Here is a 14,883-nt window from a genome sequence, read left to right as displayed (position 1 = left end):
GGCGTGTGCGCGCTTCCCACCCTGACTTCCACACTATAGCCGATTTTGCTAGCGTCGCCAGCAAAACCCCGCCCCAGGCGGGCTTTCACTCGCCCTTGGCGTAAGGGTTCGCGCTGTTCCGGAACTCTATGCGTAATGGAGTGCCCTTCAACTTAAAAGTTTCGCGGAAACGGTTCTCAAGGTAACGGCGATAGCTATCGGTCACGCCATCCAGACTGTTCCCGTGAATGACGATGATTGGCGGATTCGAGCCGCCCTGGTGGGCATAGCGCAGCTTCGGACGCGAGAAGCCCGCACGCCGCGGCTGCTGGTGCTCCACGGCTTCGATCAGCGCCTTCGTGAGCTTCGGCGTCGGCAACTTCGTCATCGCTGCGGCGAACGCTTCGTCCACCGAACGCATCAACGGACCAATGCCCGTTGCCTTCGCGGCGGAAATGAAGTGAAAGTTCGCAAAACCGAGGAATTTGAGCTTTCGCTCCAGTTTCTGTTTCGCCTGGTCTCGGGTGTATTCGTCCAGCCCGTCCCACTTGTTCACGCCCACGACCACCGCACGGCCCGACTCCAGAATAAAGCCGGCAATATGCGCGTCCTGATCGGAAATGTCCTGACGGGCATCGAGCATGAGGATCACGACGTTCGCATCCGCAATCGATTGCAGCGTCTTCACCACCGAGAACTTCTCGATCGCTTCGAACACTTTGCCGCGACGGCGCAGACCCGCCGTATCGATCAGCGTGTAGTTCTTGCCCTGACGCTCGAAGTCGATGTGAATCGAATCGCGCGTGGTGCCCGGCATGTCGAACGCGATCACGCGCTCCTCGCCCAGCAGCGTATTGACCAGCGTCGACTTCCCGACGTTGGGACGGCCAACGATAGCGATCTTCACACGGCCATCGTGTTTGTCGTCGTCCTCGTTCTCGTCCGGATTCGCGTAGAACGGCGCGATGGCCTCGTCGATGACTTCCTTCACGCCGTCGCCGTGCGCGGCCGAAATCGCCAGCGGATCACCCAGACCGAGTTCGTAGAAGTCGTTCGCGACCGCCGAGTACTTCATGCCCTCGGCCTTGTTGACCACGAGCATGATCTTGCGCCCCGTCTTGCGCAGATAGTCGGCGATGATCTGGTCTTGCGGCGTCAGGCCCTGACGGCCGTCGACGATGTAGATCACCACGTCGGCTTCGACCACGGCCTGACGCGTCTGCTTGGCCATCTCGTGGAAGATACCTTCCTTGGCCACGGGTTCGAAGCCGCCGGTATCGATCACCAGATACGGATGCTCGCCAACACGCCCCTCGCCATAGTGACGGTCGCGCGTGAGCCCGGGCATGTCGGCGACGAGCGCGTCGCGCGAGCGGGTCAAACGGTTGAATAGCGTCGATTTGCCGACGTTGGGGCGCCCTACGAGCGCGATCACGGGTTTCATGAATAAGCCCTAAAAACGAAGACGGCCGGCGCGCTGCCGGCCGTTCCCGGAAAATGCCCGGGTGCTTGCCGGTTACCGGTTATTCCGGACGGAAGCCATAAATGTTGCCGTCGCGGGTTTGCACAACCAGCGTCTGACCGGCAATGACCGGCTGTGCGCCGATGGCCCCGCTCAGCTTGACGCGGGCGAGGAACTCACCGTTGTCGCGAGACAGGAAATGCAGATAGCCCTGCTTGTCGCCCACGACCACCACACGGCCGAGCGCCAGAGGCGCCGACAGGTCGCGGTACTTGAGCTTGTCGTTCTGCCACAGTGTACTGCCATCGGCAGCGTTGAACGCGTACACGGCGCCATCGGTATTGACCGCGGCCACCACACGCTCATCCTGCGACACACCGTTCGGCGACGAGAAATCGCGCGCCCACAAACCGTTGCCGGTCTGCACGTCGGCGCAACCCACGCGGCCCTGGAACGTCGCACCGCACACCTGACGACCGAATACGACCGGCGTGCCCGTAACGTCATTCACACGTTCGACTTCCGTCACACCCTTCGGGTACGACAGCGGCGTGATCCACTGCGGATTGCCGGTATTGGCGTCGAGCGCCACCAGTTTGCCGCCCGGGAAGCCCGAGATGACCGAACGGTCACCCACGAATGCCATGCCGGTGCCGGTACGCAGAGTGAGCGACGTTGCCGGTTGCGAGTACGACCAGCGCACCGAACCCGTGCCCGAATCGAACGCAGTCACACGGTTGTTGATGGCACGCACCACCACGAGACCACGGCCCACCAGCGGTGCCGTCAGCACTTCGCTGCCGGCATTCGCCTTCCACGACTGCTTGCCGTCGTGATCGAAGGCGATCACATCGCCCTTGTGCGTGGCGACGACCGTCGTCTCGCCGTCGCTGCCCGGACCGGCGGTGATGTTCGTATCCGCCTTGGCCGACCAGGTCGACGCTCCCGTTTCCGCATCCACTCGCACGATGCTGCCGTTCGCACCTGCCGCGAACACGGCATTGCCCACGGCAACCGGTGCAAAGCTGTAGGCGCCTGCCTTACCGACGCTCGCCGTCCACATCTGCTTGACGGTCAGCGCTTGCTTGATCTCCGTGAGCGGCGTGGGCTCATGCGCCGGCTTGCTGCCGAACAGGCCGCAACCACCCAGCGTGCCCAACACTGCCAGCGTCATCACAGCGGTGCCCGCGCGCTTGAAAATGCCACGGCGCGGCGAAACCGTCTGGGCGACCTGCACGGACTGTGACATGGCCATCGTTTGCGGCATCGATCGACGGAAGTCGTTAAGGATCATCATGTACCCGGTTATGCGTTATGGGAGGGTAATACTTGCCTACGGAATGCCGACGCGCGTCAGGCCCCCAGCGCGTCGAGCTTGAATTGCACGAACTGGCGCATGCCCGAATCCTGCTTATCGAGCTTGTCGAGCGCCAGCTTGTAAGCGGTCCGTGCGTCGGCCACCTTGCTCTGGGCGACGAGCACATCGCCGCGGCGATCGGCAAACAGCGCAGCGTACGGTGCCGGCGGGTTGTCGAGCATCTTGAGCGCTTCGTCGTAGGCCTTCTCGTCGAGCAGCACACCCGCCAGACGCAGCTTGGCCAGTTGCTTGTACTCGTCGTCCTTGGCGTTCGACGCGGCCCATTGCAGTTGCGCCTTCGCGCCTGCCGTATCGCCGGCATCGGCCAACGTCTTGGCGGCAAGCAGCGCGGTCATCTGCGCATACGGCGTACCGCTGAACTTGCTTTCCATGTCGGACGCGATACGGGCAACCTTCGCCTTGTCCTTCGCTTCGACAGCCGTTTCCAGTTCGCCATACAGCACGCCGGCTTCCACCGCCTGCTTGCGCTCGTAATAGCGCCACAGGTTCCAGCCGCCATAGGCCAGCATGATGACGACGAGCGTCCAGATAACGTAATTGCCGTACTGCTTCCACCAGGCCTTTACGTTCTCGATCTGTTCCTGTTCCTCGTGATAGCTGCTCATTCGCCGGGGTTCTCCGTGTCTGGCGTCGTGGATTAATGAAGCGTTTCGTTGCCTGCGCCGCCATCGGCCAGGCTTTCGTTCACGCTCTCGTCGGCACTCGCGACAATCGCGTCGATCAGATACTCGGCGAGGCCGTCGAACGGCACGCTTGTCTGGTTATTCGTCTGCTCGGCGGCACGCAGATGCTTGACTTCGGCAGTGCCCGACGCCACTTCGTTCTCACCGATGATGACGGCGAAGTTGGCACCGCTTGCGTTCGCGCGCTTCATTTGCGACTTGAAGCTGCTGCCGTTGCCGTCCGGACTGCAATGGAACACGACGTTCAGACCGGCATCGCGCATGCGCTCTGCTGCAATCAACGCCGGGGCCACGGCCGATTCGCCCTGGTGCACGACGTAGACGTCAGCCCCTTCGGCCTGCGGCACGAGATCGTCTTCGCGCAGCAGTTCGAGAATACGTTCGACGCCCATCGCCCAACCGCACGCCGGCGTAGCATCGCCACCCAGTTGCTCGATCAGCGGGTCGTAACGACCACCACCGGCGACCGTGCCCTGTGCACCCAGCTTGTCCGTCACCCACTCGAACACGGTCAGATTGTAGTAATCCAGACCGCGCACGAGACGCGGATTGATCGTGAACGGGATGTTGTTGGCCTTGAGCAGCGACTGCACGCCCTCGAAGTGCTTGATCGACGCTTCGCCGAGATAGTCGATGAGCTTCGGCGCACCTTCGACCATTTCCTGCATCGCCGGGTTCTTCGTATCGAGCACGCGCAGCGGGTTGGTATAAAGGCGACGCTTGCCGTCCTCGTCCAGCAGATCGACGTGCTTTTCGAGATAGGCGATCAGATCGGCACGGTGACGCGCGCGCTCTTCGCCCTGTCCCAGCGAGTTCAACTGGAGATGGATACCGGTCAGACCGAGATCGTCCCACAGACGCTGGCACATCAGAATGATTTCGACGTCGGCATCCGGGCCCGCCAGACCGAGCGCTTCCACGCCGACCTGATGGAACTGACGATAGCGGCCGCGCTGCGGCTTCTCGTGACGGAACATCGGGCCGAAGTACCACAGACGCTTCGGGCCACCGTACAGCAGATTGTGTTCGAGCGTTGCGCGAACTGCTGCCGCCGTGCCTTCCGGACGCATCGTGAGTTGTTCGCCGTTGAGCGAGTCGGTGAAGCTGTACATCTCTTTCTCGACGATGTCCGTCACTTCACCGATACCGCGCGTGAACAGTTGGGTCTGTTCGAGGATCGGCGTACGGATCTGCTGATAGCCGTAGGCGCGCAACATGGCGCGTACCGACTCCTCGAAAAACTCCCACAGGGCTTCGTCCTGCGGGAGGATGTCGTTCATGCCTTTGACCCCGGCCAGTTTGGCGAGGCGATTCTTCTTTGCGTCAGTCATATTCTCTTGTGTTCTGCCTGCGTCCCTGCGACGTGCTGCTTACGGTGTGTCGGCGCGCTCTGCGCAAGCCCGCGCATGCCGACTTAGGCAGCCACTGCACCTTCGGCCTGACCGTAATGCGTCTTCACGTAATCGTCGACGATCTGCTGGAATTCCTCGGCGATGTGATCGCCACGCAGCGTGCGCACCTTTTCGCCGTCGACGAAAACTGGCGCAGCCGGCGATTCCCCCGAACCCGGCAAGCTGATGCCGATGTTCGCGTGCTTCGATTCGCCCGGACCGTTCACGATGCAGCCCATGACCGCGACGTTCATATTCTCGACGCCCGGATATTGAGCCTTCCACACCGGCATTTGTTCACGCAGGTATGTCTGAATATTCGATGCCAGTTCCTGGAACACCGTGCTCGTCGTACGGCCACAACCCGGACAAGCAATCACCATCGGCGCGAACGCACGCAGGCCCATCGTCTGCAGGATTTCCTGCGCCACGACGACTTCACCCGTGCGCGCGCCGCCGGGCTCCGGCGTCAGTGAAATACGGATCGTGTCGCCGATGCCTTCCTGCAACAGCACCGACAGCGCGGCCGTCGAGGCCACGATACCCTTCGAGCCCATGCCTGCTTCGGTCAAACCGAGGTGCAGTGCATAGTCGCAACGCTTGGCCAGTTCGCGGTACACCGCAATCAGGTCCTGCACTGCGCTGACCTTGCACGACAGCAGAATCTTGTCGGCCGCGAGACCCACGCGCTGCGCCAGTTCGGCCGATTCGAGCGCCGACGTGATCAGCGCTTCGTACATCACGCTTTGCGCGTCCCACGGTGTGGCACGTGCGGCGTTTTCGTCCATGATGCGAGCGAGCAACGACTGATCCAGGCTGCCCCAGTTCACACCGATACGCACCGGCTTGTCGTACTTGATCGCCATCTCGATCATTTGCGCGAACTGCGTGTCGCGCTTGGCGCCCTGCCCGACGTTGCCCGGGTTGATGCGGTATTTCGACAGCGTCTCGGCGCATTCCGGATAGTCGGCGAGCAGCTTGTGGCCGTTGTAATGGAAGTCGCCCACCAGCGGCACCATCACACCCATGCGATCGAGTTGCTCACGGATATGCGGCACGGCAGCCGCCGCTTCCGGCGTATTCACCGTAATCCGCACGAGTTCGGAGCCGGCCTGCGCCAGCTCCTTGACCTGAATCGCCGTGCCGATCACGTCCGCCGTGTCGGTGTTGGTCATCGATTGCACGCGAATCGGCGAATCGCCGCCAACCGTCACCAGTTGGCCGCCCCAGCGAATCCCGACCTTGCGGGACTGACGGCGGGGTGCCGGACCACCGATGATCGGCATGCATTCTACAGAAGCCATGATTACCCTCTTTCGGTCTTACTGGAGCGTCAAACGCGCCACGTTGCCCGCATTGCGGGACTTGATCTCGACCGGTTGACCGTTGAATTCCAGCGATTCGACGCCCGCGACGTTACCCACAACGATCTTAAGCGGCGCATCGCCCGTAATTTCCTGTTCGGCACCTGCACGCATCAGTTGGGAGAACAGCACCTTGCCGTCCTTCGAACGCACTTCCACCCAGCTATCTGCCTTCAGATGCAACGCAATCTTGCCATTACCCGGCGTACCGGCGCTCGACGCCTTCGCCGGGGCCGCAGGCGCGGCCACACTCGTCGCGGCTGCGGCACTCGCGATCCCGGCGACCACGTGCGTCGGATCGACTGCGGCGATCAGGCCCGGGCCTGCAGCGGCCGCACTGGCCGATGCGTTATTGACCGTACTTTCCGTATTACCGTTGTTCGTCGCATTGGCGACGTTCGTGGCAGCGCCGCCTTCTGCCCCCGGCGGCGTGCCGTTAACGTCGGCGACCACCGGTTGGCTCGCTGGCTCAACGGCGTCTGCCCCACCTTGTGCCGACGCGCCGCTTGCTAGGTCAGCCGCCTCGATGCTGCCGCGCCCAGCCTTGTGGGCATTACCGAAGTACCATGCAGCGCCCGCGATCACGACCAGCGCAGCCAGTGCCCAGGGCCACTTGGCCTGAGATGCTGCGACCGGCGAGCGGAAACGGACCGGGCTCTTCGGGATGCTCGGCTGCCCGGACTGCGGTTGTGGAATATCGATGGGGACCGGCGCCGTGCCGCTCACGCGACGCAGCGACTCGATCATCGGTTCGGGATCGCCCCCGACCATGCGCGCGTAGCTGCGCACCACGCCCTGAATGAACGGCATTTCCGGCAAGGCATCCCACTCACCGGCTTCGAGACGCTTGAGCTTCTGCACCGAGACCTTCAAACGCGCCGATACGTCCTCAATGGACATGCCGCGCTTCTCGCGCAAAGCGGCCAGTTGCGCACCCACTTGCGCACCCAGCTCAGCCCATCCGGCAGGTGCTCCCTGCGGCAAGCCCTGGCCTTGAGCCCCGGTTTGTCCGCCTGCATCCGCCTGATTCTGGTTATCCATCGATACGCCCCCGTTCGTAAGCAGCCGCCCGCAGCGGCTGAGGATATGCTCGCGACAGTTTCGCTACATCGTCCCCCGTGCGCGCGGCGTGCAGATCTGCGCGGCGCATCGGGCGATTTTGCATGTCACTGACGAAATTGCGCGGAACGCGAAACGCGCCCCGCGCAAGGAATGCTTTAGTGCACGACTGATCCGACGCAAGGCATGGCACGTGCGGGGCCGACGGCCCTCGCCACGGTCCACGCCCGCCCATGCGCAGCCTCATACGCTACGCACCTCGACCGCGATTTTCCCGAATTTGCCGCGCTGTGCAAGCCGCGTGCGATCCTGCACTTCGCCGGCCAGCTGTCCACAGGCGGCGTCGATGTCGTCACCGCGCGTCTTGCGCACCGTCGTGACAAGGCCTGCGTCGAGCAAAATCTGCGCAAATCGCTTGATTTGCGGATCCTTCGAGCGCAGCAGACCGGATTCGGGGAACGGATTGAAAGGGATCAGGTTGAATTTGCACGGCACGTCGCGCGTCAATGCGACAAGCTCGCGCGCATGCGCTTCGGTGTCGTTCACACCGTCGAGCATGCAGTACTCGAACGTGATGAAATCGCGCGGCGCCACTTCCAGGTAACGCTCGCACGCGCCCATCAGTTCGCGTAACGGATATTTCTTGTTCAGCGGCACGAGCACATCGCGCAGCGCATCGTTCGGCGCGTGAAGCGAGACGGCAAGCGCCACGGGCAGCTCCTGGCCCAGGCGATCCATCATCGGCACCACCCCGGACGTCGACAAGGTCACACGACGACGCGACAACCCGTAGGCGTTGTCGTCGAGCATCAGGCGCATGGCGCCGACCACATTATCGAAATTGAGCAGCGGCTCGCCCATGCCCATCATCACCACGTTGGTGATGACACGCTCGTTCTTACCTTCGCGCCCCAGATCGCGGCGCAATGCGAACTCGGCCATCCACAACTGACCGATGATTTCGCCAAGCGACAGATTGCGCGAGAAACCCTGCTTACCGGTCGAACAGAACCGGCAATTGACAGCGCAGCCCGCTTGCGACGAAACGCAAAGCGTGCCACGCGTCTCCTCAGGGATGTAGACAGTCTCGACGGCATTGCCGTTGCCCACGTCCAGCAGCCATTTACGCGTACCGTCCGCCGACAGATGGTCGGTGATGGCGGCAGGCGCGGCAATGTGCGCGCGCGTTTTCAACTTCTCGCGCAGCGACTTGGCCAGATCGGTCATGCCGTCGAAATCGGCGGCGCCCATCTGGTGGATCCAACGCTGGAGCTGGCGAGCACGGAACGGCTTTTCGCCGAGCGTGCCGCAATAGGCGGCCAGACCGTCCGGATCGTAATCAAGCAGATTCGTAAGGTTGGTCATGGCCCTGGTCCGTCAACATCCCTTCGGTAACTTCCTGCGATTGAGCGACTATACGCGGCTTAGCGCGAGTAGACGTTCATGCCCGGGAAGAAGAAAGCCACTTCCACAGCGGCCGTTTCTGCAGCGTCCGAACCGTGCACGGCGTTGGCGTCGATGCTGTCGGCGAAGTCGGCGCGAATCGTGCCCTTCTCTGCCTTCTTCGGATCGGTGGCGCCCATCAGTTCGCGGTTCTTCGCGATGGCGTTTTCACCTTCGAGTGCCTGGATCATCACGGGGCCCGAGATCATGAAGTCGACCAGATCCTTGAAGAACGGGCGCTCCTTGTGCACGGCGTAGAACTGCTCGGCTTCAGCGCGCGACAGGTGCACCAGCTTGGCAGCGGCGATCTTCAGGCCGGCGGCTTCGAAGCGGCTGTAAATCTGGCCGATCACGTTCTTAGCAACGGCATCGGGCTTGATAATCGACAAAGTGCGTTCGACTGCCATGAAAAACTCCAAAAAATTAAGCAGTTATATAACCAACATGAACCCGTAATTGTAGCACGAAGGCTGTTATGATGGGGACGGAACCTACAGTGCGCGTACCGCTCAAACGCAGGACGGCCGGGACGATCCGGCTTTTCGCGAAGTTGACACAAGGGTGTGATTCCAGCGCCTTCCCTCGATGGGAGGGTTGACGAGCGCGACGACCGATTGAAATTGGGACTTTTGCCCCGAGATTTCAAGAATCGTCCGAGCGTTTTGCGCAGGAGATTTCGGTATCCTTGCACTTCGGCGACAAGCTAGACCAACGGCTGCGAGGGATTCACCGGCAAGGGTTGCCGGTCATCGTATGCGTCATCAGGCGCCTGCCGGCCCCGCCAACAGGCACAACGACCACGGAGAACACAATATATGAACCAGGATTTCCAACGCTTCGGCTACGGCGGAACGGGGGGCGTCGCGACCGCTCAGGTGCGCAACAAGGTGCTGCGCAATACGTATTGGCTGCTCGCACTGTCGATGCTGCCGACGATTGCGGGCGCCTGGCTGGGTGTGACTTATGGCTTCGCGTTGTTCGCGGGCAGCCCGATGGTCAGCGTTATTCTGTTCCTCGCGATTGCTTTCGGCTTCATGTTCGCGATCGAGCGCTTCAAGAATAGCGGCGTCGGCGTGGCCCTGCTGCTGGGCTTCACGTTCTTCATGGGCCTGATGCTCACGCGCCTGCTGAGCTTCGTGCTGGGCTTTTCGAACGGCGCATCGCTCATCATGCTGGCATTCGGCGGCACGGCCGTGATCTTCACCGTGATGGCAACGGTGGCAACGGTCAGCAAGCGCGACTTCAGCGGCCTGGGCAAGTGGTTGTTCATGGGCGTGATCGTGATCCTGCTCGCCTCGATCGCCAACATCTGGCTGCATCTGCCGGCGCTGATGCTGACGGTCTCGGTCCTCGCCATCGCGATTTTCTCGGCGTACATCCTGTTCGACGTACAGCGCGTGGTGAACGGCGGCGAAACGAACTACGTCACCGCGACGCTCGCGATCTACCTTGACCTGTACAACATCTTCACCAACCTGCTCGCCATCCTCGGCGTGTTCGGCGGCAACCGCAACTAAGCGCAGAGCCAACGGTCGGCGGCCAGCCCGTCCGCCAGCGGCGCTGACCAGCAGCGATAAAAAAGCCAGTCCTTCGGGACTGGCTTTTTCTTTGGGGACTCGGATTCGCAGTGGAGCGTCGCCCGCACGGCGCAGGATATCCCCACCATCCCAACCTATCCGAGCCCGTCTGCAAATATTCAGGCGTTCTCGTGGATCACGCCGTCGCCACCGGTCGCACCGGCAATCGCCTCGACACCCTCGTCGGCAGCACCCTCGACGACATCCTCCGCATCCTCCGACATGCGCACGCGGGGCACCCAAGGCTGCCCGATGCTCTCGTGCTCGAATACGGCCATCGATTCTACGTGCGAGGTGTGCGGGAACATGTTGACCACACCCGCAAGCGTCAAACGATATCCAGCCTCGTGCACCAGCAAACCGGCGTCGCGCGCCAAGGTTGCCGGGCTGCAAGAAACGTACACGATACGCTTGGGCAGCCCCTCGTACCCTTGCTGAGCCAGTTCGGCCAGCGCCTTCGACACGGCCAGTGCACCTTCGCGCGGCGGATCGATCAGGTAGCGGTCGAACGCGCCGAGCGCGCGCATATCGTCCGCCGTGATGTCGAACAGATTGCGGCACGCGAACTCGGTCCGCTCGGCCACGCCGTTGCGTTGCGCGTTGGCCAGTGCGCGTTCGGTCAATGCCGTGCTGCCCTCAATGCCCATCACCGTGCCGGCACGACGCGCCAGCGGCAACGTGAAGTTGCCCAGCCCGCAGAACAGATCGAGCACGCGCTCGTTCGACTGAGGCGCGAGCAGACGCAGGGCACGATGCACAAGCACGCGGTTGATCTGATGATTGACCTGCGTGAAGTCCGTCGGCTTGAACGGCATCCGGATCTGGTATTCCGGCAGCGTGTAATGGAGTTCCGGCTCAAGCGGATAGAACGGAACTGCCGTGTCCGGCCCCTTCGGTTGAACCCAGAACTGGACGTGATTCGCGTCCGCAAACGCACGGAGAATGTCTTCGTCCGCAGGCGTCAGCGGTTCGAGAATGCGCAGCACGAGCGCCGTGACATCGGCACCGATCGCCAGTTCGATTTGCGGCAGACGCTCACGAATCGATAATGATTCGACCAGACGACGCAGCGGCACCAGCATGTCCGACACGTGGCGCGGCAACACTTCGCACGAGTCCATATCGGCGACGTAACTGCTCTTGCGCTCATGGAAACCGATCAGCACACCGCCCTTCTTGGGCACATAGCGCACCGTCAGGCGAGCGCGGAAGCGGTAACCCCAGTCGGGGCCCTGAATCGGACGAAGCATCGCCTCGGCTTTCACTTTCCCGAGTCGGGCGAGGTTGTCCTCAAGAACACGTTGTTTGATGGCGATCTGCGCGCGCGGCTCCAGATGCTGCATCGAGCATCCCCCGCACTTGCCGAAATGCGGGCATTGCGGTTTGGCACGCATCGGACTCGACCGAAGGACGCTCACCGTTTCTGCCTGCTCGAATTTGGGCTTGCGGCGATAGCTCAGATACGTGACGCGCTCGCCGGGCAGTGCGCCTTCGACGAAAATGACCTTGCCGGGCTTGAATTCCGGCGTACCCGGCCCGCCCTCCGGCGCGGTACGGCCAACGCCGCGCGCTTCCATGTCGAGCGATTCGATATCGATAATGCCGGGCTCGGCACTGGGCTGGCCGCGCGAGGAGTTTCGGGAGGAGCGGGTCACGTCTTTGTTCTCATGTGCGACAGCAAACCCGGCATTTTAATCGATTCGTCCGCAAGTGAGACGGATTACCCCCAGGCGCCGAGATACTCCTTCCAGTGCGCAGCAGGCTCCTGCTCAAGCGACCGCTTCACAAATTCGATTTCCTGCTCGTACTCAGCTTGACGCAAGCCGCCGCGCATTAGCTGATACCGGCAATAGACCAGATACGTATTGACTACGTCGGTCTCGCAATAATTGCGGATCTCTTCGAGTTTGCCGTCGCGATACGCCTCCCACACTTTGCTGCCGTCCATGCCGAGCTTGCCCGGAAAACCGCACAGTTTCGCGAGATCGTCCAACGGTGCGTTTGCGCGCGCCTGATACATGGCGAGCACATCCATCAGGTCCAGATGGCGCTGGTGATAACGGCTGATGTAGTTGTTCCATTTGAACTCGCGATCGTCCTCGCCCAGGTCCCAGTATCGCGGCGCGGAAATCCCGTGAATCATGGCGCGATAGTGCAGCACGGGCAGGTCGAAACCGCCGCCGTTCCACGACACGAGTTGCGGGGCATACTTTTCGATCGTTCGGTAGAAACCGGACACCAGCGCACCCTCCCCGTCCTCCAGCGTGCCCAGCGACTTCACACGAAAGCCATCGCGGTCGCGAAAGACACAGGAGATCGCCGCGACGCGCTGCAAATGCAGCGGCAAAAAGTCGTGCCCCACTTTTTCGCGACGGGCAGCAAATGCCGCTTCGGCAACAGCGTCGTCCGACAGCCCGGCGTACGCGGGCTCAAGCCTGCGAAGGCCATCGACATCGGGGATCGTTTCAATATCGAAGACGAGAACGGGAGATGGCATGATGAAAATCAGAAGAAAAAATCAGAAAACATCGGCATTCGGCGCCGATGCATCAGAGAAATGAGCAACAAGTGACGGCCATGCACGCGACGGTGGTGCACCGACGATCAGAGCACCGCGTCCTTGCGCACGCCATTCGAGGCGAAATAGCGCTTGAGCTTCACGAGCGCCTCTTGCTGAATCTGGCGCACGCGCTCACGCGTGAGGCCCATTTCGTCCGCCAGTTCTTCCAGCGTCGCAGGCTCGACACGGTTGAGTCCGAACCGGCGTTCGATGACATAGCGATGCTTGGTCGACAGACGCGACAACCATAGCCGCATGAGGTCTTCCAGTTCGCGATGCTGCACCTCGTGTTCCGGCGCCTCGCTGCGATCGTCGGAAAGCAGATCGAGCAGACTGCTGCCGGGGTCGATGTCAAGCGGCGCGTCGAGCGACGCCACATGCTCGTTGAGCGCAAGAATGTCGGTGATTTCCTCGGGCGTCTTCCCCGTCAAGTCGGCGATGTCTTCGATGCGCGCGTCGCGCTGCTCGCCCGCATCGACATAAGCGGCACTTTTCTCAAGGTGACGCTTCGCGCGCAACACCTGATTGAGTTCGCGAATGACATGCACCGGCAAACGCACCGTACGCGCCTGATTCATGATGGCGCGTTCAATGCTTTGACGGATCCACCAGGTGGCGTACGTCGAGAAACGGAAACCGCGCCCTGGATCGAACTTTTCGATGGCGTGCATCAGGCCGAGATTGCCCTCTTCGATCAGATCGAGCAACGGCACGCCACGATTGAGGTATCCCTTGGCGATGCTCACGACGAGCCGCAGATTGCGCTCGATCATGACCTGACGCGCCGCGAATTCGCCCGCTTGCGCGCGCGTGGAGTAATCAAGCTCCTCCGCGGGCGTTAGCAGCGGTTTGACACTGATGCGATTGAGATAGTGCTGAACGGTGTCGGCCGTGAGTTCGGCCTGCAGCACGGTGCCGAAGTCGTCGGCGTCGGCGGACTTGCGTTTGCGTCCGGTGGCGGAAGAGGCTGAACCCTCTTCCCCGGCATCGGACGGCGAGGCGTCGTCATCCTCCGCCTCGCGCTCGTCGAAAGCGTCGTCCACGTCCTCGTCCTGCCGGGATTGCCGATCGTCTGCTTCCTGATCGGACTCCGGGACAGCGAGGTCTTCCTCTTGCGAAGTGCGACGCTTTCTCTTGAGCATTCGACCCTGCCTATTTTTTATCGAGGCGGCAAATACTTCTCCGGATCCACAGGCTTGCCATCCTTACGTACCTCGAAATGCAGCATCACGCGATCCGCATCCGAGTTACCCATTTCGGCAATTTTCTGACCCCGCGTCACGGAGTCGCCTTCCTTGACCAACAGTTTGCTGTTGTGCGCATACGCCGTCAAGAAGGTGCCGTCGTGTTTAATGATGACGAGGTTGCCATAGCCGCGCAGACCCGCCCCCGAATACACGACTTTGCCCGCGCCTGCGGCAAAGACGGCGTCGCCGACCTTGCCACCGATATTCACGCCCTTGTTCTTCGAGTCGTCGAAGTGGCCGATGACGCTACCGGCGGCCGGCCACGACAATTGGAGCGCACCGCTGGAGACCGCCGAAGGCGCGGTAGCGTTCGACGACGTCGCAGGCGGCGGCACCACGGCAGGCGGCACGGCAGCCGGGCTGCTGCCATTGCTCGGCGGCGTGCTGGCCACCGGCGGCGGCAGCGGCGTGCCGGTGTCGCCGGCAGGCGGCTTCACGCGCAATACCTGACCGACCTCGATCTGGTCCGGGTTCTGGATGTTGTTCCAGCGCGCGATATCGCGGTAGTTCTGCCCGTTCTCCAGCGCGATGCGATATAGGCGGTCGCCCGGCTTAACGCGATAGAAACCCGGCGGCACCGGCGTATTGTCGATCACCGGCGCAGTCGCGCCCGGCAGACTGCTGTCGGTCGTCGTACCGCCTACGGTACGGTCGACGACCGGCGCCCCGACTTGTCGCGATGCGCACGCTGCCAGCATGCTCAGCAACAGGACACTGGCGACGCGTTGTTGGAAACCCGC

The 14,883-nt window shown here is 62.0% G+C and carries 13 protein-coding genes; 1 reads left to right on the top strand and 12 read right to left on the bottom strand.

Features of this window, described 5'->3' with window-relative positions; all coding sequences use genetic code 11:
* Positions 1-85: 85 nt before the first annotated feature.
* The 8 genes from der to ndk all read right to left on the bottom strand — a co-directional run bounded on the left by der (position 86) and on the right by ndk (position 9,166).
* Positions 86-1,423: a ribosome biogenesis GTPase Der gene (der, locus tag MB84_RS09545; protein ID WP_046291604.1), complete on the bottom strand. Its 1,338-nt coding sequence runs from the start codon at positions 1,421-1,423 to the stop codon at positions 86-88.
* Positions 1,424-1,502: 79 nt separating this feature from the next.
* Positions 1,503-2,690: an outer membrane protein assembly factor BamB gene (gene bamB, locus MB84_RS09540; protein WP_046293613.1), complete on the bottom strand. Its 1,188-nt coding sequence runs from the start codon at positions 2,688-2,690 to the stop codon at positions 1,503-1,505.
* A gap of 104 nt (positions 2,691-2,794) precedes the next feature.
* The gene (locus MB84_RS09535) at positions 2,795-3,424 is read right to left on the bottom strand and encodes a tetratricopeptide repeat protein (RefSeq protein ID WP_046291603.1); all 630 of its coding nucleotides are present in this window, start codon (positions 3,422-3,424) and stop codon (positions 2,795-2,797) included.
* 32 nt (positions 3,425-3,456) lie between these two features.
* Positions 3,457-4,833, bottom strand: a complete 1,377-nt coding sequence (hisS, locus tag MB84_RS09530; protein WP_046291602.1) for a histidine--tRNA ligase — start codon at positions 4,831-4,833, stop codon at positions 3,457-3,459.
* A gap of 83 nt (positions 4,834-4,916) precedes the next feature.
* Entirely contained in the window at positions 4,917-6,197 is a 1,281-nt protein-coding gene (ispG, locus tag MB84_RS09525) for a flavodoxin-dependent (E)-4-hydroxy-3-methylbut-2-enyl-diphosphate synthase (RefSeq protein ID WP_039399076.1), read from the bottom strand.
* An 18-nt stretch (positions 6,198-6,215) separates the two neighbouring features.
* Positions 6,216-7,298 carry a helix-turn-helix domain-containing protein gene (locus tag MB84_RS09520; RefSeq protein ID WP_052653114.1) on the bottom strand — a complete coding sequence of 361 codons (1,083 nt, stop codon included), beginning with the start codon at positions 7,296-7,298 and terminating at the stop codon, positions 6,216-6,218.
* A 261-nt stretch (positions 7,299-7,559) separates the two neighbouring features.
* Positions 7,560-8,681 (bottom strand): dual-specificity RNA methyltransferase RlmN, encoded by a 1,122-nt coding sequence (gene rlmN / locus MB84_RS09515; protein WP_039399078.1) that lies wholly within the window; start codon positions 8,679-8,681, stop codon positions 7,560-7,562.
* Between the two features lie 59 nt (positions 8,682-8,740).
* The gene (gene ndk / locus MB84_RS09510) at positions 8,741-9,166 is read right to left on the bottom strand and encodes a nucleoside-diphosphate kinase (protein WP_039399079.1); all 426 of its coding nucleotides are present in this window, start codon (positions 9,164-9,166) and stop codon (positions 8,741-8,743) included.
* 408 nt (positions 9,167-9,574) lie between these two features.
* On the opposite strand from ndk, the gene MB84_RS09505 reads away from it, so the two are divergent.
* Positions 9,575-10,276, top strand: a complete 702-nt coding sequence (locus MB84_RS09505; protein ID WP_039399081.1) for a Bax inhibitor-1/YccA family protein — start codon at positions 9,575-9,577, stop codon at positions 10,274-10,276.
* A 179-nt stretch (positions 10,277-10,455) separates the two neighbouring features.
* Here MB84_RS09505 and rlmD read toward each other — a convergent pair whose 3' ends face one another.
* From rlmD to MB84_RS09485, 4 genes are all read right to left on the bottom strand, one after another.
* Positions 10,456-11,913 (bottom strand): 23S rRNA (uracil(1939)-C(5))-methyltransferase RlmD, encoded by a 1,458-nt coding sequence (gene rlmD / locus MB84_RS09500; protein ID WP_052653112.1) that lies wholly within the window; start codon positions 11,911-11,913, stop codon positions 10,456-10,458.
* 143 nt (positions 11,914-12,056) lie between these two features.
* Positions 12,057-12,833: a 3'-5' exonuclease gene (locus MB84_RS09495; RefSeq protein ID WP_039399083.1), complete on the bottom strand. Its 777-nt coding sequence runs from the start codon at positions 12,831-12,833 to the stop codon at positions 12,057-12,059.
* Between the two features lie 107 nt (positions 12,834-12,940).
* The gene (gene rpoS, locus MB84_RS09490; protein ID WP_046291600.1) at positions 12,941-14,038 is read right to left on the bottom strand and encodes an RNA polymerase sigma factor RpoS; all 1,098 of its coding nucleotides are present in this window, start codon (positions 14,036-14,038) and stop codon (positions 12,941-12,943) included.
* 17 nt (positions 14,039-14,055) lie between these two features.
* Positions 14,056-14,841 (bottom strand): peptidoglycan DD-metalloendopeptidase family protein, encoded by a 786-nt coding sequence (locus MB84_RS09485; RefSeq protein ID WP_084010027.1) that lies wholly within the window; start codon positions 14,839-14,841, stop codon positions 14,056-14,058.
* Positions 14,842-14,883 lie beyond the last annotated feature (42 nt).

Source organism: Pandoraea oxalativorans (assembly GCF_000972785.3).
GTDB lineage: Bacteria > Pseudomonadota > Gammaproteobacteria > Burkholderiales > Burkholderiaceae > Pandoraea > Pandoraea oxalativorans.
Note: the sequence above shows the minus strand (reverse complement) of the source record. Positions and strands in the feature narration are given on the sequence as shown.